Origin of the sequence: Pseudonocardia ailaonensis (assembly GCF_039531635.1) — a bacterium.
Classification (GTDB): domain Bacteria; phylum Actinomycetota; class Actinomycetes; order Mycobacteriales; family Pseudonocardiaceae; genus Pseudonocardia; species Pseudonocardia ailaonensis.
Map to the genome: position 1 here is coordinate 23,179 of NZ_BAAAQK010000026.1, position 19,526 is coordinate 42,704.

General features: G+C 74.1%; 18 protein-coding genes, 1 tRNA gene and 1 pseudogene. 9 read left to right on the plus strand and 11 right to left on the minus strand.

Annotated elements, in window-relative coordinates; translation table 11 throughout:
- Positions 1 to 3: 3 nt before the first annotated feature.
- Together ABD324_RS31665 and ABD324_RS31670 are read right to left on the minus strand one after the other, a co-directional pair.
- A complete protein-coding gene (locus ABD324_RS31665; RefSeq protein ID WP_344425625.1) occupies positions 4 to 846 on the minus strand; it encodes a HalD/BesD family halogenase in 843 nt (280 codons plus the stop codon).
- Positions 847 to 1,078: 232 nt separating this feature from the next.
- Positions 1,079 to 1,630, minus strand: coding sequence for a DUF732 domain-containing protein (locus tag ABD324_RS31670; RefSeq protein ID WP_344425628.1), 552 nt, complete (start codon positions 1,628 to 1,630; stop codon positions 1,079 to 1,081).
- A 129-nt stretch (positions 1,631 to 1,759) separates the two neighbouring features.
- On the opposite strand from ABD324_RS31670, the gene ABD324_RS31675 reads away from it, so the two are divergent.
- Positions 1,760 to 1,832 (plus strand) — tRNA-Gly (locus ABD324_RS31675).
- A 696-nt stretch (positions 1,833 to 2,528) separates the two neighbouring features.
- Here the strand turns inward: ABD324_RS31675 and ABD324_RS37420 are convergent.
- The 3 genes and pseudogenes from ABD324_RS37420 to ABD324_RS31685 all read right to left on the minus strand — a co-directional run.
- Positions 2,529 to 3,134 (minus strand): annotated as a pseudogene (locus tag ABD324_RS37420) (enoyl-CoA hydratase/isomerase family protein); the annotation flags it as partial.
- Positions 3,135 to 3,227: 93 nt separating this feature from the next.
- Complete coding sequence (locus ABD324_RS31680) at positions 3,228 to 4,241, minus strand: MsnO8 family LLM class oxidoreductase (RefSeq protein WP_344425630.1); 1,014 nt, start codon at positions 4,239 to 4,241, stop codon at positions 3,228 to 3,230.
- A gap of 90 nt (positions 4,242 to 4,331) precedes the next feature.
- Positions 4,332 to 4,898 carry a TetR/AcrR family transcriptional regulator gene (locus ABD324_RS31685; protein ID WP_344425632.1) on the minus strand — a complete coding sequence of 189 codons (567 nt, stop codon included), beginning with the start codon at positions 4,896 to 4,898 and terminating at the stop codon, positions 4,332 to 4,334.
- 188 nt (positions 4,899 to 5,086) lie between these two features.
- On the opposite strand from ABD324_RS31685, the gene ABD324_RS31690 reads away from it, so the two are divergent.
- The 5 genes from ABD324_RS31690 to ABD324_RS31710 all read left to right on the plus strand — a co-directional run bounded on the left by ABD324_RS31690 (position 5,087) and on the right by ABD324_RS31710 (position 11,375).
- Entirely contained in the window at positions 5,087 to 5,530 is a 444-nt protein-coding gene (locus ABD324_RS31690; RefSeq protein WP_344425714.1) for a helix-turn-helix transcriptional regulator, read from the plus strand.
- Positions 5,531 to 5,535: 5 nt separating this feature from the next.
- A complete protein-coding gene (locus ABD324_RS31695) occupies positions 5,536 to 5,949 on the plus strand; it encodes a VOC family protein (RefSeq protein WP_344425634.1) in 414 nt (137 codons plus the stop codon).
- A gap of 13 nt (positions 5,950 to 5,962) precedes the next feature.
- Positions 5,963 to 8,356 (plus strand): ATP-binding cassette domain-containing protein, encoded by a 2,394-nt coding sequence (locus tag ABD324_RS31700; RefSeq protein ID WP_344425636.1) that lies wholly within the window; start codon positions 5,963 to 5,965, stop codon positions 8,354 to 8,356.
- An 85-nt stretch (positions 8,357 to 8,441) separates the two neighbouring features.
- Complete coding sequence (locus ABD324_RS31705; protein WP_344425638.1) at positions 8,442 to 11,144, plus strand: helix-turn-helix transcriptional regulator; 2,703 nt, start codon at positions 8,442 to 8,444, stop codon at positions 11,142 to 11,144.
- 48 nt (positions 11,145 to 11,192) lie between these two features.
- Positions 11,193 to 11,375 (plus strand): hypothetical protein, encoded by a 183-nt coding sequence (locus ABD324_RS31710; protein ID WP_344425640.1) that lies wholly within the window; start codon positions 11,193 to 11,195, stop codon positions 11,373 to 11,375.
- Here ABD324_RS31710 and ABD324_RS31715 read toward each other — a convergent pair.
- Entirely contained in the window at positions 11,343 to 11,768 is a 426-nt protein-coding gene (locus ABD324_RS31715; protein WP_344425642.1) for a MarR family winged helix-turn-helix transcriptional regulator, read from the minus strand. The genes ABD324_RS31710 and ABD324_RS31715 overlap by 33 nt on opposite strands.
- A 73-nt stretch (positions 11,769 to 11,841) precedes the next feature.
- On the opposite strand from ABD324_RS31715, the gene ABD324_RS31720 reads away from it, so the two are divergent.
- The gene (locus tag ABD324_RS31720) at positions 11,842 to 12,216 is read left to right on the plus strand and encodes a hypothetical protein (RefSeq protein ID WP_344425644.1); all 375 of its coding nucleotides are present in this window, start codon (positions 11,842 to 11,844) and stop codon (positions 12,214 to 12,216) included.
- A complete protein-coding gene (locus ABD324_RS31725; protein WP_344425717.1) occupies positions 12,204 to 13,748 on the plus strand; it encodes a multicopper oxidase family protein in 1,545 nt (514 codons plus the stop codon). Before ABD324_RS31720 ends, ABD324_RS31725 begins: the two co-directional genes overlap by 13 nt.
- A gap of 10 nt (positions 13,749 to 13,758) precedes the next feature.
- Here the strand turns inward: ABD324_RS31725 and ABD324_RS31730 are convergent, their stop codons facing one another.
- The gene (locus ABD324_RS31730) at positions 13,759 to 14,319 is read right to left on the minus strand and encodes a TetR/AcrR family transcriptional regulator (protein ID WP_344425647.1); all 561 of its coding nucleotides are present in this window, start codon (positions 14,317 to 14,319) and stop codon (positions 13,759 to 13,761) included.
- A 152-nt stretch (positions 14,320 to 14,471) separates the two neighbouring features.
- Here ABD324_RS31730 and ABD324_RS31735 point away from each other — a divergent pair, with 152 nt between their 5' ends.
- Positions 14,472 to 15,584, plus strand: a complete 1,113-nt coding sequence (locus tag ABD324_RS31735) for a DICT sensory domain-containing protein (RefSeq protein WP_344425650.1) — start codon at positions 14,472 to 14,474, stop codon at positions 15,582 to 15,584.
- On the opposite strand, the gene ABD324_RS31740 is transcribed toward ABD324_RS31735, so the two are convergent.
- From ABD324_RS31740 to ABD324_RS37430, 4 genes are all read right to left on the minus strand, one after another.
- Positions 15,565 to 17,091: an adenylate/guanylate cyclase domain-containing protein gene (locus ABD324_RS31740; protein ID WP_344425653.1), complete on the minus strand. Its 1,527-nt coding sequence runs from the start codon at positions 17,089 to 17,091 to the stop codon at positions 15,565 to 15,567. The genes ABD324_RS31735 and ABD324_RS31740 overlap by 20 nt on opposite strands.
- A 165-nt stretch (positions 17,092 to 17,256) precedes the next feature.
- A complete protein-coding gene (locus tag ABD324_RS31745; RefSeq protein ID WP_344425655.1) occupies positions 17,257 to 18,069 on the minus strand; it encodes a MaoC/PaaZ C-terminal domain-containing protein in 813 nt (270 codons plus the stop codon).
- Entirely contained in the window at positions 18,069 to 18,758 is a 690-nt protein-coding gene (locus ABD324_RS37425) for an SDR family oxidoreductase (protein ID WP_425565947.1), read from the minus strand. Before ABD324_RS37425 ends, ABD324_RS31745 begins: the two co-directional genes overlap by 1 nt.
- Positions 18,743 to 19,465: an SDR family oxidoreductase gene (locus ABD324_RS37430; protein WP_425565944.1), complete on the minus strand. Its 723-nt coding sequence runs from the start codon at positions 19,463 to 19,465 to the stop codon at positions 18,743 to 18,745. Before ABD324_RS37430 ends, ABD324_RS37425 begins: the two co-directional genes overlap by 16 nt.
- Positions 19,466 to 19,526: the final 61 nt, after the last annotated feature.

Consider the following 19,526-nt stretch of genomic DNA (forward strand, 5'->3'; position numbering starts at 1 on the left):
TCTTCAGTCCAGGAGCTCGTCGACGCGGGAGCGCTCACCCGCGAGGTGTGCGGGGGTCAGCCGGCCGAAGAGCTGGCGGGTGCGGGCCGCGCCGCCGACCACTCCCGGGCGCGCGCTGTAGGACAGGATCGCGGTGTGCCGGTCGACGCGGCCCTGCACCGCGGTCACCCGGTGCAGCGCGTACCGGCCGCGGAAGATCTGCAGGTCACCGGGCTGCAGGACCAGCCGGCGGACCCGGTCGGAACGGCCGTCGAGCACGGCGGCGACGTCGGCGAACCGCTCGTCGCCGGGCGCCCGGATCCCGGGCACGTACTCGAACGCGCCGCCGCCCTCCGGCGCCCGGGTGAGCAGGCTGACGGCGAACTCGTTGGTGTCGAAGTGCCAGGGGTGCTCGCGGCCGGGCGCGACGACGTTGAGGCACAGGCCGGCGAGCGGGTCCGCCAGCGCGTGCACCTCGGGCACCTCCACGCAGGCCGCGACGAACCGCCGCACCTCGGTGCTGCCGTAGAGCCGGGAGATCAGCAGGTCGGCGGGGATGCGGTCGCGGGGGACGAAGGCGTTGCCGCGCTCCACCGTCCGCCGGCCCGGATGGTCCGCGGGGAGCGCCGGATCGGGGTCGGTGTTGTAGACGTTGACGATCTCGACCTCGCGGTACGCGTGCGGCGCGACGCCCACACCCTCCTCCCGGAGCCGCTCCTGCATGCCGGCCCGGACGAACCCCCGCAGCACCGTGCAGCCGTCCCGCCCCAGCTCGGCCCGGGCCCGCCCGACCGCCTCCGTCCAGCCCGCGCCGCCCGCCGCGTCGAGGGGGAAGCGCCCGGTGTCGACGATCTCCCGGAGGTCCATGACCTCCATCGTCACGGCCGGGAGTGACGCCCACCACCTCCGATCGGAGGGTGTGCGCACCGTCCATCCACATGATCCACAGACCGATCCACAGGGGACCGATCTGTGGATCGTCCGGACCCGTCACCGTCCGCCGGGCACGGCTCAGCGCGGGATCAGCGCGGGATCAGCGCGGGATCAGCGCGGGATCAGCGCGGGATCAGCGCGGGATCAGCGCGGGATCAGCGCGGGATCAGCGCGGGATCGACGCGGCGGGATAGGTGTACTGGGGGCAGAGGTTGCGCTGGGCGGCGTCGACGAGCACGCCCATGACCTGCGGTCCGAGCTTGGACTGCCCGAGCCGGGCCACCAGGTCGGCCCGGGTGTACCGGCGCTCGGACAGCACCTGGCAGGTCGAGTTCCCGACCTGGATCAGGTCGCCCTCGCTCATGCTCGTGGTGAGCCCCGGCGTGCCCGTGACCTGGGCGACGTAGGCCTGCTCCGGCGTGGCCGGGACGGCAGCCTGGGTGGCTTGCGCGGCGGAGGCGACCGCGGGACGGGTCGACGGCGCCGGGACGGAGGAGGCGAGGGCGCCCACGACCACCGGGCGCAGCGCGAAACCCAGGACCAGGCCCGCCAGCAGCAGGCCCACCCCGCCGAGCACGAGCGGCACCCGGCTGCGCGGCCCCGGCGGGGCGTTCTCCGGGGAGGGCCGCGGCAGCGGGATCGACGGGGCGATCGCGGGGGCCACCGGAGCGGCCGCCGGGACGTGCGCGATCCGCTCGGTGGCCGGCTCGATGTCCATACCCGGCCTATCGCCGCGGCGCCCGCCGACGTGCAGGCCCGGGTGCCGAGATCGTCAAATCTGATGACGGGCGGGGGGCCGGCGGGTCCTGGGGTAGAGTCGCCGGAGCGTTTCCGGGTGACCGGACATGCGGACGTAGCGCAGCTGGTAGCGCATCACCTTGCCAAGGTGAGGGTCGCGGGTTCGAATCCCGTCGTCCGCTCCGATGAGATCGTGATCCCGTCCGCGGCCGCCGGTCACGCGGGTGGGGCCGCCCCGGCGTCGCCTTCCTCGGCCGTGCCGAACAGCGCCCGGGCGAGCATCGCCTCCGCGGGATCGACGTAGTCGCCGTCGTCGAACCGGCCGCGCACGGCATCGTGCAGTACATCGGGCTTGCCTGCGCCGACGAGCAGGGGATCCCGTAGGCCGCGGCTGCCGCCACTCGACGGGTGATCTCCTCCTCGGTCGACGCCGGTTCGACGGGCACCTCGACGATGCGGCCGGGCAGGTCCGGGACGAACGTGTCCCACAGCGGGTGCCGCGCCCCGAGGGTGAAGGTGCGCAGCTCGCGTGCCGTGGACGGGTCGGCCGCGACGTTGCCGCGTTCGACGCGGTCGCGGAGCCGCTTGACGGCGCCGAACAGCAGCGGTGCGGTGGTCGCGGTGGGTGCCAGGCGCTGGAACGCGGCGGTCTCCAGCTCGAACGCGGTGTCGATCGGCGAGGTGATCGCGGCGTGGACGACACCGAGGATCTCCCGCCGTGCGGCACCGGTCAGGGTGTCGCCGATCGCGTCGAGCTCGGCCCGCACCCGCGCGAGCTCGGCATCGAAGGCCGGCTCTCCGGGAACACCGCCGGGAACGCGGTAGTCCGGTCGTTCCCACCGCTGGCCACCCGCCGCGGGCCCGGTCCGCCGGATCCAGGCCTTCGCCCTGGCCTCGACCTCGTCGCGGGTCGCGGCGAGCTCGTCGACGAGTCCGCGGTGCAGCGCCCAGCGGGGCGTGTAGGCGACCCCCTCGCCAACGACCTCCCGCACCGCGGTGGCCAGGCCGAGCATCCGCGCGGCGCGGACGGTCCCGCCTCCGGCGGGCAGGATGCCCATCGTCCGCTCGCCCAGCTGCCAGCGCACGGCCGGGTCGTCCAGGCCCACGCGGTGGTGAGCGGCGAGGGCGATCTCGAACCCGCCGCCGAGCGCGGAGCCGACCAGCGCCGCCGCGACCGGGCGGCCGATCGTCTCCAGGTCCCGCAGCTGCGTGCGGAAGCGCGCGGCGAGGTCCCACGCCGGGCCGGCAGGTCCGGCGTCGGTCTCCCGGTACTCCGGGCCGGCGAAGAAGGACTCCTTGCCGGAGGTCAGCAGGACCCCGGTGACCTCGTCGAGCCTGGCGCGCAGGTCGTCGACCAGGGCGTCGACGCCCGCCACGTGGGCAGCCGTGACGAGGTTGGTGCGGGCGCCCTCGGCGTCGAAGGTGACGACGACGAGCCCGTCGTCCTCGCCTTCCCACCGGACCGAGCCCGAGCGAGTTCTCATGTCAGTGCACTCTCCGTGGTAGGGAATCCAGGACAGGGGGCGCGAGGGGACCGCGCGGGACGGGACGTGCCCGCGGTCGGACCGAGCCGAGGGTCATGCCCCCGGGACGAGGGCGCCGAGCGCGTCGGCCACGAGCTCGCGGGACCGGCGCCGCAGGTCGATGTCGGTGAGCATGTCGTGCACGATGATCTCGGTGGCCCCCGTCTCGGTGACCAGTGGTTGCAGTTGCTCGCGCAGCGACGTGGTGGTGCCCGAGACCTGTGCGGGAACGACGCCGCCCTCGATCGCGCTGGGCCGGGCCCGTTCGAGCCTGTCCAGTTCCGCGCGGGCCTGTTCGAGGGTGGGGATGGGGCGATCCCGCCCACCTGCGCGCAGTGCGCGGGCCGGCCAGGTGAGCTCGTGGGCGAGCCGCTCGTCGTCGGCGGCGACCAGGTTGACCGCCAGCACGACCTGCGGTTTCCCCGTGCCGAACCGCGTTGCCCGAAAGCTGTCGCGGTAGCGACGCAACGCCGCGGGTAGCACGGCGGGGTTGATATGGGCGCCGAAGGCGTACCCGATGCCGAGCTGTCCGGCCAGCGCGGCGCTGTGGCCGGACGAACCCAGCACCCACACCTCGGGAACGCCCGACAGGCCCGCCGTCAGGTCGACCGAGGCGTAGGGATGCCCGGGCTCGAACGCGCGATGGAGATGCCCGACGAGCTCCTGCACCTGCTCGCCGAAGTCGTCCGACGCGGCGGCGCGGCGGTCCCGCCGGAGCAGGTGGTCGACGAGCGGGCCGCTGCTCGCGCGCCCCAGACCGAGGTCGATGCGGCCGGGGGCCAGCGCCTCGAGCATCAGGTAGCGCTCGGCGATGCCGAACGGGCTGTGGTGGTTCAGCAGGACCGCACCGGACCCGAGCCGGATGCGGGAGGTGCGGCCGACCGCCGCGGCGATCAGCGTTGCCGGGTCGTGGGAGGCGTAGCTGAGCGCGCCGGGGTGCTCGGCGTACCAGATTCGGTGGTACCCGGACCCCTCCGCGTCCACCGCCGCCCGCAGTGCGAGTTCCAGCGCCGCGGACCTGTCCGCGCACGGGACGACCGGTGCCAGCTCGACGAGTGAGTACCGCATGTGCCTACCCCGCTCCCGTACCGGGAGCACAAACGGCGGCCCCCGCCGTTTACGATACGGCGGGGCCCACCGTTTGACAAGGACGGCGGGTCAGCGCGACGGGCTGATGCCCGCCACGGTGATGTCGAACAGGCGGTGCGCCGTGACGGTCCGGCCGGGGTGCCCGTCGGTCGCCAGCACGATGCCGAGGACGAGCTCGAGCAGGTCGCCCGTGGTGGTCCCGTCGGCGACCGCACCCTCGGCCTGCGCCCGGGCCAACAGCGGCGCGGCCGCGTCCCGCACGCTCGTGAAGCAGGAGTTGTCCGACACCAGGCCCTGCTGGGGGACGTAGGAGAGGGCGGCGAGGAGCCCGCGCGTGGTGATGCAGTGGTCGACGACCTCGCGCAACCAGTCGAGCAGGGCGTCCCGCGCCGGGACACCCGCGTCGAGCAGGGTGTCCGCGTACTCGACCAGCGCGTCGACGCCGGCCCGCGAGACCGCCTCGAGGAGGGCGTAGCGACTCGGGAAGTGCCGCCGCACGGTCGCCGAGCCGACACCCGCGACGCGGGCGATCCTCTCCAATGAGGCATCGGAGCCCTGACCGGCGACCTCGGCCTTCGCGACGGCCAGGATCCGCTCGTAGTTCCGCCGCGCGTCGGCCCGCTGTCCCGTCGTCATCGTTCCCTCCGGAGCCACAAACGTCCGGGGCCACCGTATCGCGTCTGCCGTGCGCCGTGGACCGTGCCGATTCCGGCTGACGGCGCGGCCGCCGGCCTCCGCCTGCCGAGCCGCCCGACGATGCCTCGGCGGCTCTGCTCCCCCACTCGTGGTCCGCTCGAATGCGGACCTTTCCGGCGGCCCGTGGCATGATCCCGCAGGTGGCGGCCCCGAACCTCGACGACCTGGCACGGTTGCGCCGTGTCCGGGACCGGATCGACCGCGAGTACGCCCAGCCGCTCGACGTCGAGGCGCTCGCCCGCGGCGTCGCCATGTCCGCCGGGCACCTGAGCCGCCAGTTCAAGGCCGCCTACGGCGAGTCGCCCTACTCGTACCTGATGACGCGGCGGGTGGAACGGGCGATGCTCCTGCTGCGGGCCGGCGAGCTGTCCGTCACCGACGTCTGCTTCGCGGTCGGCTTCTCCTCGCTGGGCACCTTCAGCACCCGGTTCACCGAGCTCGTCGGGGTGCCCCCGAGCGTCTACAAGCGGGACGCGGACCCCGAACCGGGCATCCCGTCCTGCGTGGAGAAGCACGTCACCCGACCGATCAGGAATCGAGAAGCACCCGCCGCGGGACCGCCCCTAGCGTGAGCGGCATGACGGACATCTCCATCGCCCAGGCCTACCTCCCGCACACCGGCAAGGACGAGGCCATCGCCTTCTACCGCGACGTGCTCGGCTTCGAGGTGCGCTCCGAGGTCGGCTACAACGACCTGTACTGGATCACCGTGGGGCCGGTCGGGCAGCCGAACGTCTCCATCGTGCTCACCCCGCCGGCCGTCGACCCCGGCATCACCGACGACGAACGCCGCGTCATCAGCGAGATGATGGCGAAGGGCACCTTCGGCGCCATCAACCTGACCAGCCAGGACGTCGACGAGACCTTCGCGACGCTGCAGGCGGGCGACGCCGAGGTCGTCCAGGAGCCCACCGACCAGCCCTACGGCGTCCGGGACTGCGCGTTCCGCGACCCCGCCGGCAACACGATCCGCATCGCCCAGGCCAAGTAGGGAGCCCTTCGGAATGAGCACGGCCACCGAGCAGCAGGCAGCGACGACCGCCGACCTGCACGCCGCCGACAGCCACGACCTGATCCGCGTGCACGGCGCGCGGGAGAACAACCTGAAGGACATCAGCGTCGAGCTGCCCAAGCGCCGGTTGACCGTGTTCACCGGGGTCTCCGGCTCCGGGAAGAGCTCGCTGGTCTTCGGCACCATCGCCGCCGAGTCGCAGCGGCTGATCAACGAGACCTACTCGACCTTCGTGCAGGGCTTCATGCCCAGCCTGGGCCGCCCGGACGTCGACGTCCTCGACGGGCTGACCACCGCGATCATCGTCGACCAGGAGCGGATGGGCGCCAACCCCCGCTCCACGGTCGGCACGGTCACGGACGCCAACGCCATGCTGCGCATCCTGTTCAGCCGCCTCGGGGACCCGCACATCGGCTCGGCGCAGGCCTTCTCGTTCAACGTCGCGTCGATCAGCGGCGCCGGCGCGGTCACCATCGAGAAGGCCGGGCAGACGGTCAAGGAGCGCCGCGAGTTCTCCATCACGGGCGGCATGTGCCCGCGGTGCGAGGGTCGCGGCGCGGTCAACGACTTCGACCTCACCCAGCTCTACGACGAGAACAAGTCGATCAACGAGGGCGCACTCACCATCCCCGGCTACTCGCTCGACGGCTGGATGGGCCGGATCCTGCGCGGCTGCGGCTTCTTCGACTGCGACAAGCCGATCAAGAGCTTCACGAAGAAGCAGCTGCAGGACCTGCTCTACAAGGAGCCCACGAAGATCAAGGTCGAGGGCATCAACCTCACCTACTCCGGCCTGGTCCCCGGCATCCAGAAGTCGTTCCTGTCCAAGGACGTCGACGCGATGCAGCCCCACATCCGGGCCTTCGTGGAGCGGGCGATCACCTTCACCACCTGCCCCGAGTGCGAGGGGACGCGGCTGACCGAGGCCGCGCGCTCGTCGAAGATCAAGGGCATCAGCATCGCGGACTGCTGCGCGATGCAGATCAGCGACCTGGCCGTCTGGGTCCGCGACCTGAAGGAGCCGTCCCTGGCTCCCCTGCTCAAGTCGCTCGGCGAGACGCTCGACTCGTTCGTCGAGATCGGGCTCGGCTACCTGTCGCTGGACCGGCCGTCGGGCACGCTGTCCGGCGGTGAGGCCCAGCGCACCAAGATGATCCGGCACCTCGGGTCCTCGCTCACGGACGTCACCTACGTGTTCGACGAGCCCACGATCGGCCTGCACCCGCACGACATCGCGCGGATGAACGAGCTGCTGCTCGCGTTGCGGGACAAGGGGAACACCGTGCTCGTGGTCGAGCACAAGCCCGAGGCCATCGCGATCGCGGACCACGTCGTGGACCTCGGCCCGCGGGCCGGGTCCGGCGGCGGCGAGGTCGTCTTCGAGGGTTCGTTGGAGGGCCTGCGCGCCAGCGGCACCCTCACCGGACGGCACCTGGACGACAAAGCCGCGGTCAAGCCGTCCGTCCGGAAGTCCACGGGCACGCTGGAGATCCGCAACGCGTCCACCCACAACCTGCAGGACGTGTCGGTCGACATCCCGCTCGGCGTGCTGTGCGTGGTCACGGGCGTCGCGGGCTCCGGCAAGAGCTCGCTGATCCACGGCTCGGTGGCCAAGCGCGAGGGCGTCGTCGCCATCGACCAGGGCGCGATCAAGGGCTCCCGGCGCAGCAACCCGGCCACCTACACCGGCCTGCTCGAGCCGATCCGCAAGGCGTTCGCGAAGGTCAACGGGGTGAAGCCGGCCCTGTTCAGCGCGAACTCCGAGGGCGCCTGCCCGAACTGCAACGGCGCCGGCGTGATCTACACCGACCTGGCGATCATGGCGGGCGTCTCCACCCCCTGCGAGCTGTGCGAGGGGCGGCGGTTCGACGCGTCGGTGCTCGAGTACAAGCTGGGCGGTCGCGACATCGCCGAGGTGCTGGCGATGCCGGTGTCCGAGGCGGTCGAGTTCTTCGCCTCCGGGGACGGCAAGGTCCCGGCCGCGCACAAGATCCTCGAGCGGCTCGACGCCGTCGGCCTCGGGTACCTGACGATCGGGCAGCCGCTGACCACGCTGTCCGGCGGCGAGCGGCAGCGGCTCAAGCTGGCCACGCACATGGGCGAGAAGGGCGGGGTCTACATCCTCGACGAGCCCACCACGGGCCTGCACCTGGCGGACGTCGAGCAGCTGCTCGGGCTGCTGGACCACCTCGTGGACTCCGGCAAGTCGGTGATCGTGATCGAGCACCACCAGGCCGTGATGGCCCACGCGGACTGGATCGTCGACCTCGGCCCCGGCGCGGGTCACGACGGCGGCACGGTCGTGTTCGAGGGCACCCCGGCGGAGCTCGTGACGGACCGGTCCACGCTCACGGGGAAGCACCTCGCGGAGTACGTGGGGGCCTGACCCGACCTGTTCGTGACGGGCCAGGCGCGGTGGGGGCTGAACCGGGCGTAACGGACCCGGTACGGGCGGCGAGCAGGCTGGTGCGATGACTGGAACCGGCCCGCTGCTGACGCGTCCCGAGTCGGGGCCGCCGCTCGTCGGCCGGGTCGCGGAGCGGGCCGCGGTCCGCGAGGCCGCGGCCGGTGCCCGCGACGGCCGGCCCGCCGTGGTGTGGATCGAGGGCGAGGCCGGTTCGGGCAAGTCCGCGCTGGTCGACGCCCTGGTCGGCGACCTCCCGCCCGGGTTCGGGGTGCTCCGCGCGGAGGCGGACGAGCTCGATTCCGACGAGCCGTTCGCGCTGGTCGCCCCCGCCCCGGAGACCCTGGCGCGCTGGTCGGCCGCGCAGGACTCCGGGCCGCTCGCGGTCGTCGTCGAGGATCTGCACTGGGCGGATCCGGACTCGCGGACCGCGCTGCTCACGGCCGTCCGGCGGCTGGGCGGGGACCGGGTGCTGGTACTCGTCACCAGCCGGCCCGGCGCGCTCGACGGCTGGGCGCGGTTCGGCCTCGACGCCCGGCGCTGCCTGCGGATCCCGGTCGGCGCGCTGACCGTCGCGGAGGTCGCCGAGCTGGCGGCGACGCACGGCGTCGAGCTGGGCAGCCGGGCCGCCGAGCGGCTGCACGCGCACACCGTCGGGCACGCCCTGCACGTCCGGACCCTGCTCACGGAGCTGACGCCCGCCCAGCTCACCCGCCCCGAGGGTGCTCTCCCGGCACCCCGCTCCCTCGCCGCCACGACGCTCGCCGCCCTCGCCGCGCTGCCCGCGCCGTCGCGGGAGCTGGCGCTCGCGCTGGCCGTCGTCGGGCGGCCGGTGCCGCTGCTCACCGTCGCACGGATCGCGGACGTGCCGGTCGACGCGGCGGACGCCCTGGTCGCCTCCGGTCTCGTGCGGCTCCAGGACGACCGGCTCGCCTTCACGCACCCGTTGCACCGGGTCGCGGTCCGGGACGATCTCCCGCCCTCCCGCCGGCGGGCGCTGCACCGGGCCGCCGCGGAACACCTGGGCGCCCGGGAGGCGCTCACCCACCGGGTCGCCGCCGCGGAAGGGCCGGACGCCGCGCTGGCCGCGGACCTCGAATCGGCGGCGGCCGGCCTCGACGAGGTCCCCGCCGCCCGCCTGCTGCTCGACGCGGCGCGGGTCAGCGAGGGCCCGCGCGCCGAGGAGCTCCTGCTCCGCGCGGTGGTCCTGCTGATCGGAGCGGGGCGGCACCGGCAGGCCGCGGAGCACCGGCCCGAGGTCGAGGCCTGCGCCGACGGGCCCCACCGGGAGCTCGTGCTGGGCCTGCTGGACTGGCACGCGGGCGAACCCGGCGCGGCGGAGCCCCACCTGCGCCGGGCCGCCGCCCTCGACCACTCCGACACCCCCGACAGCCCCGCTGACGCTCGGGGACCCCGAGCACCACTCGGCGACGCTCGGGGAGCCCACGCGTCGACATCACGGATCGCCGCGGAGGCCGCCGTGCGGCTCGCGGTGCTGCTCTACACCGGCGGCCGCGGTGAGGAGGCGATCGCCGTCGCGTCCCGTGCCCTGGAGCTCGACCTCACCCCCGAGGCCGAGCGCGAGGCCTGGACCGCGCTCGCGGTCGGCGAGCAGATGCGCTCGGGCGCGGTCGCCGGGCTCGCCCGCCTCGCCCCGCGGCTGCCCGCCGAGGTCACCGATCCCGCCGACACGGACCTGCTCGTCGCCCGCGGCACCCTGGAGTTCTTCGCGGCCCGGCCCGCCCGCGCCGCCGCGGACCTGCAGGCCGCGATCCGGCTCGCCCGCTCCGCGCCGAGCGTCGCGGCCGACCGACTGCCCCGCGCCCACATGCAGCTGGCGAATGCCCTGTTCCTGACCGGGGACTGGGGCTCGGCCGCGCTGCACGCCCGGCTCGCGTCCGGGCTCGTCGACGAGGAGGACCTGGTCTGGGTGCGGGCCCAGGCCGAGGGCGTGCACGCCCGGCTGGCCGGCTGCGTGCGCGGCGACTGGGCCGCGGCCGAGGCGCACCTGCAGGCGGCCGGAGAGGCCGTCGGGAGGCTCGGCAGCCTGGAGGCCGCGTTCACCACGCTGATCGCCCGCGCCGTGGTCGCCGACGCCCGCGAGGACCCGCGGGAGATCCTCGCCGTCTTCGCCGGGCTGGTCGCGAACGCCATGCCGGTCCCCATGTCCACCGCCCTGACCTGGTGGCCGATGGTGGTCGACGCGGCGCTCGACGCCGGCGAGCCGGACACCGCCGCCGAGCTGCTGGAGCGCCTGCGGGCTGCCGCGGTCGAGCGCGCGATCGACCTCGACGCCGTCGTCACCGGCCTGGCCGCGAAGATCGCCGAGGCCCGCGGCGACACCGCCGCCGCCCTCGCCGGGTACGCGCGGGCGACGGCGCTGGCGGGCCCCGAGGTGCCGGCCCTCGACCGCGGCAAGCTGCTGCACCGGCACGGCAGGCTCCTTGCGGCACAGGGCTCCCCGGGTGCCCGCGAGCGCCTGGAGGCCGCGCTCGTGGCGTTCGCGGGCGCGGTGCCGTACGAGACCCGGGTCCGCCGCGATCTCGGGTCCCTCGGCGCGGTCGCCCCGGTGGTGCCGGTCCTCCCCGGTGCCGCGGAGCTGACCGAGCGGGAGCGCGAGGTGGTCGCGCTGGTCGCGCGCGGGATGACGAACCGCGAGGTGGCGGCGGAGCTGTTCGTCACGGACAAGGCGGTGGAGTACCACCTCGGCAACGTCTACGCGAAGCTCGGCATCCGGTCCCGCCGGCGGCTGCGGGAGCTCGTGGGCTAGGGACTCTCCCCAGGGACTTCGCGCCCGCCGGCGGGGACGCTGCGAGGTATGGAAATCGTCGTGGACCTCGTCGAGCGCGAGGGGCGCCTCGAAGGCACGGTCCGGCGGGCGACCTCGGACGAGGCCAACCCGTTCTCGGGCCGGCTCGAGCTGCTCGCGCGCCTCGAGGAGCTGGCCGAGGAGCCGACCGGGCAGCGGCTACTCCCCGGCGACCAGCCGGGACAGCACTGACTCGACGGTCGCGAGCTCACCCTCGGTGAACCCGGCGAACAGGCCCCGGCCCACCTCCTCCGCCAGCGCCGTGGCCTCGGTGAACGCCGCCCGCCCCCGGTCGGTCAGCCGGATCTCGGCCACCCGGCGGTCGGTGGGCGAGGGTGTGCGGCGCACGTGGCCGAGCGTCTCGAGATCCTCGACGGTGCGGGTCATCCCGGCCTTGTCGCTGCCCGTCTGCCCGATCAGGTCCCGCTGGGTGGACACGCCGTCGCGGGTGAGCACCAGCAGCACGCCGTAGTGGCGGGGAGTCAGGTCCAGGGGGGCGAGCGCCTCGGCGAAGGCGCGGGCGGCATGGCGGTGCGCCTGGCGCAGCAGCATGCCGAGCCGGACGTGCACCCCGGGAGGACTCATCGCCCGGACGCTAGCAGCGGCCTGTTAGATTCACATGGATCAGATTCATATGAATCTAATAGAGGGGGGTCCCATGACGGTCCCGTGGCCCGGCTGGGCCTTCCGGATCACGAGCACGGTGGCGGCGGTGATGCTGTTCGACCAGGCCGTCTTCGCCGGGCAGTTCCTGTCCGGCACCTACGACTCGCTGCTCGTCCACCGCGAGAACGCGACCTACGCCGGCATCAGCGTCCTGGTGTCCCTGGTCGCCGCCGTACTCGTCCTGCGCCCGGGGCGCGGCCCGTGGCTGCCGCTGGCGGCGACGCTGGGGGTGTTCGGGATGGTCGCGCTGCAGATCGTGTTCGGGTTCGAGCGGGCGCTGACGCTCCACGTGCCGCTCGGGGTGCTGACGATCCTGTGTGCCGCCGCGATCGCCGTGTGGGCGTGGAGGTTCCGATGGGCGGCGTGAGCAGGCGCGCGGTGCTCGGGACCGGGCTCGTGGCCGGGATCGGCCTGGCGGTGGGGATCCCGTTCGCGGTCGGGGCGAGCGGCTCCTCGTCGACCGGGAACCTGGTGCCCAGCACGGCCCCGCTCCCCCCGGCGTTCGTCCGGCCGCTGGCGGTGCCGCGCGTCCTGCAGCCGGTGCGCCGCTCCGCCGACACCGACTTCTACGAGATCACCCAGCAGCGGGCGACGGCGGCGATCCTGCCCGGCCCCCCGACCGAGATCTGGGGCTACGAGGGCACCTTCCCCGGCCCGACGCTGGTCAGCAGGCGCGGGCGGCGCACCGTCGTCACGCACACGAACCGGCTGCCCGTGCCGACGGTGGTCCACCTGCACGGCGGCGAGGTCCCCGAGGAGAGCGACGGCTACCCCACCGACTACGTCCACCCCGCCGGCATGTCCTCGATGGACATGGGCGGGATGGCCGGGAACGTCAGCCACGGGAGCCGGACCTACACGTATCCGGTCGACCAGCGGGCCGCCACGCTCTGGTACCACGACCACCGCATGGACTTCACCGGTCCGAGCGTGTGGCGTGGGCTCGCCGGCTTCCACCTGGTCCGCGACGACGAGGAGGACGCGCTGGGCCTGCCGTCCGGCGATCGCGAGCTCCCCCTGATGATCATGGACCGCAGCTTCGGCGCCGACGGGTCGCTGCTCTACCCGAGCGTCGACCGCACGCTCACCCGCATCCCCGGCGTGGGCGACGGGTTCGTGGCCGGCGTGCTCGGCGACGTCATGCTGGTCAACGGTGCCCCCTGGCCGGTCGCGACGGTCGACGGCGCGACGTACCGGCTGCGGATCCTCAACGCCTGCAACGCCCGCCGCCTCTCGCTGCGCCTCGACCCGCCCCCACCCGGCGGCCTCGTCCAGATCGGCTCGGACGGCGGGCTGCTCGCCGCCCCGGCCGTCCACGACCACGTGGAGCTCGCCCCGGCCGAGCGGTTCGACCTGCTGGTCGACTTCGGCGGCTACCGCCCCGGCAGCGTGGTCCGCTTGGTGAACGACTTCGGCAGCGACCGCACGTCGGAGGTCGCGCAGTTCCGCGTCGGACCGGCCACCGCACCGCCCTACCGGATCCCGGACCGGCTCTCGACCGTCGACCCGATCGATCCCGCCGAGGCCGTGACCACCCGGACGATGCAGTTCCGGAGCGGCCGGATCGGCGGCATGCGCGGCTGGCTCGTCAACGGCGCGCCGTTCACCCCGGACACCGCCGCGGCGAGCGTCCGGGCGGGGAGCGTGGAGATCTGGCGCCTGGTCACGGACTTCCACCATCCGATCCACCTGCACCTGCAGCCGTTCCAGGTCCTCTCCCGGGGCATCGACGGCCCCGGGCCGTTCGACGCCGGCTGGAAGGACACGCTCGACCTGCGCCCGGCCGAGGAGGCGGCCATCGCGATCCGGTTCGGCCGCTATCCCGGCCGGTACGTCTTCCACTGTCACAACCTCGAGCACGAGGACATGGCGATGATGGCGAACGTCGTCGTCGCCTGACGGAGCACACCTAGCGGGCGGCGGGCTCCGGGTGCGGGCGCAGCGAGTGGACGGCCCCCGCCAGGTCCGCCACCGCCGACCCGGCATCGGCGGACATGATCAGCTGGGCGAGGATCACACCGTTGCCCACGGCGACGAGCGTGCGCGCCGCCTCCCCGACGTCGACGTCCTCGCGCACCCGCCCGAGCTCTCGCTCCTGCTCCAGCACGGTGCGCCACCGGTCCATGCCGACCTGGCACCCCTGTTCCAGCCGCGTCGCGATGTCCGGGCTGGACTCGGCCTCGAACATCAGGGCGAAGACGAACCGCCACCAGCTGCGCCGGGCCGCGTCGGAGAGGTCGTAGTGCTCCAGCAACACACCGAGGCCCGTGCCCGGTTCCAGGGCGCCGAGCTCGGGGACCAGCCGCTCGAAGCCGAAGTCGATCGCGCTGTGGAGCAGGTCGCGCCGCGTCGGGAAATGGTGGGTGACGCTGCCGGTGCTCAGCCCGGTCAGGCGGGCGACCTCGCGGACGGAGAGCCCCGACACACCCTTGCGGCCGACGCAGCTGAAGGCGGCCGTCAGGATCGGCACGCGCACATCCTCGTCGCGGGGCCTGGCCAACGTCGGGACCTCCTCCCCGGGCCGATACTCGATCGGGTACTCGTTCGGGGACGCTACAGGGGCGGAAGTCGCAGAGCCGACCTGAACGCGCACGCCCGCGGGCGTTCGCTACCCTCCGTCGAGTGACGATCACTGCACGTGATGAGGCGGGCAGGCTCTACGGCAAGCGCCTGCTGGTCGAGATCTCGCACGCCATCGAGCGCTTCGCCATGGCGGGCCCGCCCGGCGAACCCCTCGTGGTGATCGCGATGTTCCAGAAGTGGTCCTACTTCGAACGCGAGGTCGAAGTCTACCGGCGCATCGCCGACTCGGGCGCGCTGACGATCGTCGGGCTGGCCGAGGACCTGCCGCCGCGGCTGCCCCCGGGCGTGCGCCACGCGCTGGTCGACGCGCAGGACCCCCTCGCCCGCGAGTGGAGCGTGACGGTCCTGGGCCCGCACGGCGGCGCGACGCTCGTCGCCCGCGACCTCGAGCGGGTCGGCTCGGGCGCACCGACGCTGGAGGCCGGCCGCCAGTTCCGCGGGCGCTGGTCGTTCCGCCGCGAGGACGCCTACCGGCAGGTGCTGCGGCTGCGCTCCCAGCTGCGCCTGCCGCACGAGACGGTCGCGGCGATCGACCGGGTGCTCGGCGACGTCGTCGCGGTGCCGGAGCCGCTCGCGCAGGACCAGTGGGACGCGCCGCTGCGCTTCCTCACGGAGCGGGTCGACCAGGCGGAGCGGCTCCGGCTCACCGCCGAGGAACGGCTGGCCGACGCCCTCGAGGAGGGCCACGACCGCGACCCCCGCACGGGCCTGCACACCGTCGGCTTCCTCGACCGCTGGACCCGCGGGCTCGGCGAGGGCACGCTCCCGATCGGCCTGGTCCTGCTGCGGGTCTTCGGGGTGTCCGACCTGCGCGCCCGGCACGGCCTGCGGGCGGAGCTGGCGGCGCTGCACGGTGTGGCGGACTGCGTGGCGGACATGCTCGGCGAGGTCGACAAGGTGGTCCGGCTGGGCCGCGACGACTTCCTCGCCGTCCTGCCCTCGTGGGCCCCGGCCGACGTGGACCGGTTCGGCGCCGAGGCCTGCGTCCGGGTCAACCGGCTCTCCGACCACTATCCCTTCGTCCACCTGCCCGGGGTCGCCGCCGCCACCGTCACGCGCCGCCGACCCCTGCCCGTCGACCAGCTGGCGCGCGAGGTCACCGGCGCCACCAGGGGGAACGTCCCGGTTCCCGTCAGCGTGGACGGTCGCTAGGGCTGCCTGCCCGCAGGGGCACGGCGACCGGGGTGGGTGCGGTCCGGCCGCGCAGGACGACCGGGTCCCCGACCTCCCAGCGGGCCGCCTCCGCCGGCTCCGCGAGCCGGACCGCGGCGCCGGACGCCGCCACGCCGCCGCGGGACTTCGCGAGGTCCGTGAGCCGGGCGGCCTCGTTCACCGGGTCCCCGATCACCGTGTACTCGTAGCGACGGGGGTCGCCGACGTTGCCGGCCACGGCGTCGCCCGCCGAGACCCCGATCCCCGCGGCGAGCGGTCCCCCGGCCAGCCGTTCCGCCAGCTCGCGGGCGGCCGCGAGAGCGCGGCCCGCCACGTCGTCGAGCTCGGTGGGGGCGCCGAAGACCGCCAGCGCGGCGTCGCCCTCGAACTTGTTGATCCAGCCGCCGTGCGCCTCGACCACCTCGACGACGACGGCGAAGAACCCGTTCAGGACGTCGACGACCTCGGCCGGCGGCCGCTCCGCCGCCATCGCCGTCGACCCGACGAGGTCGACGAACAGCACCGCGACCCGGCGGACCTCGCCCCCGAGCTCGACCTGCTCCGCCGCGGCGGCGGCCTGCGCGACCTCCTGGCCCACGTGCCGCCCGAACAGGTCCCGGATCCGCTCCCGCTCGCGCAGCCCGGCGACCATCGTGTTGAAGCCGGCCTGCAGCCGGCCCAGCTCCGTGTGGTCGTACACGGGCACGACGACGTCGAGATCGCCCCTCTCCACCTTCTGCATCGCGCGGCGTACCGCCATCACCGGGTCCGCGGCCGCCCGGGCGGCGCCGATGGTGGTGAGCAGCCCCGCCAGCAGCGCCGCCCCACCGATCGCGAGGATCATCGCGGCCAGCCGTTCCGCGCTGACGTCGCGGAAGGCCAGCGCCGAGACGCCCGCCACGAGCAGCCCGATCACCGGGACCGCCGTGCCCAGCGCCCAGAACAGCACCGGCCGCAGCAGCACACCCGGCACCGCGCGGCTCCGCGGCGGCTCGCCGGCGAGGATCCGCGTGGCCGCGCCGCGCAGGATCCGTTCGCCGAGCAGGAACGACAGCGAGCAGGTGGCGATCCCGCCGATGGTGATGGTCTCGGCCACCGACAGCGCGAGCCGCGGCGAGAACTGCAGGTTGAGGAGACCGAAGAGGACGACCGCACCGGCCCACAGCACCGCCAGCACCCGCACGATCCGCAACGGCCCGTAGACCACCAGGTACCGGGCGCGCCGGGCCGGGTCGCGCCGGGCCGCACGCCCCCGCAGCCGGAAGGCCAGATGCCCGAACACGACCCCCAGCGGCGTCGAGACCAGCACGAACCCCACGAACACCGCCACGTTGAGCAGCCGGACCGCGCCGGGATCGGCGACCGAGCCCGTGGGCACCACCCAGGCCGCCAGCACGAAGACGATCAGTGCCCCACCGATGTTGGCGCAGGCCACGACGCCGGAGAGCAGCAGGCGGACGGGCAGCCCCAGCACGGGACGCCCGGGCCGCAGCTCTCGGTCCGACATGCGCGGAGTGTAGGCCGAACGGGCGAGTCCCCGTCCCGGGCGCCGCCCCCGCCCGGGTGATCCGTGCCCGTCGCCGCCCGCTCGCAGTGGTGAACGAACTCCGTGGTGATCACCAGGACGTCAGTGCGAATTTTTCCTGATCATCCGACAGTGAGGTCCTGATGATCACCGCGAGGGCGTGATCGCTCCCACCAGGTGGGCGGAGCCCTTGCGGTCGCGGACCGCGAGGGTCCAGCCGGGTTCCGTGACCAGCTCCACCGTGGACGGGATCACGAGGGGCTTGCGGAACAGGACGGTGTAGGTCGCGGTGTCGGGGGTCCGGCCCTGCAGGGAGGCGAGGGCGCGGGCGGCGGTCCACATGCCGTGCGCGATGGTCCGTGGGAAGCCGAAGGCCTTGGCGGTCACCGGGTTCAGGTGGATCGGGTTCACGTCCCCGCTCACCGCGGCGTAGCGGCGGCCGATGTCGCCGGGCACCCGCCAGACCGCGCTCGCGGGGCCTTCCGGCGCCTCCGGCTCCGGCAGGATGCCCGCCACGCCCGTCGGTGCCTGGGCGCCCCGGGCGAGATAGGTGCTGCGGCCGTCCCAGACCCGCGTGCCGTCGACGTCGATCTCCGTCACCAGGTCCACCTGGGCGCCGCGGGCGTGCGCGGCGAACCGCTCCGCGCGCACCCGGATGTCGAGACGCTCCCCGAGGCCGATCGGGCGGTGCACCGTGATCGTGTTCGCGATGTGCACGAGCCCCGGCAGGGCCAGGGGGAAGGACCGCCCCGCCATCAGCTCGATCTGCAGCGGGAAGCCCAGGACGTGCGGGAACGGGATCGGCAGGGTGTCGCCGAGCCCGAACCCGCAGACCTCGGCGTAGTCCGCGAGCTGCGCGACGGTCGGGGTGACCGAGCGCTCGAGCTGCACCGTCGGGAGGCTCGTCCCGCGGCCGGGCAGGACCGCTCCCACCGCCGCCTTCGCGTAGAGGCCCAGCATCAGGCTCCGATCATGGACTGGCCGCAGACCCGCACGATCTGCCCGTTGACCCCGCCGGACGCGGCCTGGCCGAGCCACGCGATCGCCTCGGCGACGTCGACGGGCAGCCCGCCCTGCCGCAGCGAGTTGATCCGGCGGCCGCCCTCGCGGGTCGCGACGGGCATGTGGGCGGTCATCTCGGTCTCGATGAATCCCGGGGCGACGGCGTTGACCGTCACCCCGCGCTCGGCGACGACCGGTGCGAGCGCCCGCACCATGCCGATGATCCCGGCCTTGGACGCCACGTAGTTCGCCTGCCCCCGGTTGCCGGCGATGCCGCTCTGGGAGGACACGCTCACGATCCGGGAGCCGTCCTCCAGCAGGTCCGAGGCCAGGACGGCCTCGGTGATCCGCAGCTGGGCGCGCAGGTTGACGTTCAGCACGGCGTCCCAGCGCTCGGCGTCCATGTTGGCCAGCAGCTTGTCGCGGGTGATGCCGGCGTTGTGCACCAGCAGGTCCAGCCGCCCGAAGCGCTGCTCCAGGAAGGAGACCAGCCGCGCCGGCGCCTCGGCCGCGGTGATGTCGAGCTGCAGCGCGGTACCGCCGGTGCGGTTGGCCACCTGGGCCAGGCCCTCCCCGGCCGCCGGGATGTCGACGACGACGAGCGTGGCCCCGTCGCGCGCGAGCGTGTCCGCTATGGCGGCGCCGATCCCCGGGCCGCGCCGGTGACCACGGCGATGCGGCCCTCCAGGCGCCTCTCGGTGGGCGAGTCGACGGCCGGTGGGTCCTGCGGTGCGCCGACGGGCACGCCGATGTGGACCACCTGCCCATCCACATAGGCCGACCGGGCCGAGAGGAAGAACCGCACGGAGCTGTCGACGGCGGCGGGCACCGCGTCGGCGTCGACCACCAGCAGGTTCGCGGTGGCGCCGGCGCGCAGCTCCTTCGCGATCGTGCGGACGAGCCCGTCGAGGGCCTGCGCGACCGCGGCCGCCTCGACCCCGGCGGAGGCGGAGCCGGCCCGCGAGGCTGCCTGCGAGGCGTCGGGCCCCAGAAGGAGCACCCGCCCGGACGGCGCGAGCTTCCGCACCGCGGACTGCAGGATCTCCCGGGCCGCGGCGAGATCGTCGAGGGTCGTCGCCCCGGTCAGGTCCACGACCACCGCGGCGAGCCTCTCCTCCCCGCGACCGACGGTCGGCCCCGCAGGCTCGGCCTCCGCGGCCTCGACCACCGGGACGTTCTCCTCGGCGAGCAGCGCACTGACCGCCTTGGCGAACCGCCCGGCGCCGGCGACCAGCGCCGGGCCGTCGAGGAGCGGCTGGCCGGGCGCGTAGCGGCGGAGCACCGGGATGCGGGGCACCCCGAGCCGCTTCGCGATCGACCCGTTGGAGAAGTCACGGAACCGGTCGGTGCTCATTTCTCCTCCGCGGGAAGAAGTACGTCGTCGGTGCTCATGACTCGACCGCGGGAAGAAGTAC

Bases quoted from the DNA above. Each gene is read 5' to 3' on its own strand.
- ABD324_RS31665 (WP_344425625.1), bottom strand. From the start codon at position 846: ATGGACCTCCGGGAGATCGTCGACACCGGGCGCTTCCCCCTCGACGCG.
- ABD324_RS31670 (WP_344425628.1), bottom strand. From the start codon at position 1,630: ATGGACATCGAGCCGGCCACCGAGCGGATCGCGCACGTCCCGGCGGCC.
- ABD324_RS31680 (WP_344425630.1), bottom strand. From the start codon at position 4,241: ATGCGGTACTCACTCGTCGAGCTGGCACCGGTCGTCCCGTGCGCGGAC.
- ABD324_RS31685 (WP_344425632.1), bottom strand. From the start codon at position 4,898: ATGACGACGGGACAGCGGGCCGACGCGCGGCGGAACTACGAGCGGATC.
- ABD324_RS31690 (WP_344425714.1), top strand. From the start codon at position 5,087: ATGATCCCGCAGGTGGCGGCCCCGAACCTCGACGACCTGGCACGGTTG.
- ABD324_RS31695 (WP_344425634.1), top strand. From the start codon at position 5,536: ATGACGGACATCTCCATCGCCCAGGCCTACCTCCCGCACACCGGCAAG.
- ABD324_RS31700 (WP_344425636.1), top strand. From the start codon at position 5,963: ATGAGCACGGCCACCGAGCAGCAGGCAGCGACGACCGCCGACCTGCAC.
- ABD324_RS31705 (WP_344425638.1), top strand. From the start codon at position 8,442: ATGACTGGAACCGGCCCGCTGCTGACGCGTCCCGAGTCGGGGCCGCCG.
- ABD324_RS31710 (WP_344425640.1), top strand. From the start codon at position 11,193: ATGGAAATCGTCGTGGACCTCGTCGAGCGCGAGGGGCGCCTCGAAGGC.
- ABD324_RS31715 (WP_344425642.1), bottom strand. From the start codon at position 11,768: ATGAGTCCTCCCGGGGTGCACGTCCGGCTCGGCATGCTGCTGCGCCAG.
- ABD324_RS31720 (WP_344425644.1), top strand. From the start codon at position 11,842: ATGACGGTCCCGTGGCCCGGCTGGGCCTTCCGGATCACGAGCACGGTG.
- ABD324_RS31725 (WP_344425717.1), top strand. From the start codon at position 12,204: ATGGGCGGCGTGAGCAGGCGCGCGGTGCTCGGGACCGGGCTCGTGGCC.
- ABD324_RS31740 (WP_344425653.1), bottom strand. From the start codon at position 17,091: ATGTCGGACCGAGAGCTGCGGCCCGGGCGTCCCGTGCTGGGGCTGCCC.
- ABD324_RS31745 (WP_344425655.1), bottom strand. From the start codon at position 18,069: ATGCTGGGCCTCTACGCGAAGGCGGCGGTGGGAGCGGTCCTGCCCGGC.
- ABD324_RS37430 (WP_425565944.1), bottom strand. From the start codon at position 19,465: ATGAGCACCGACCGGTTCCGTGACTTCTCCAACGGGTCGATCGCGAAG.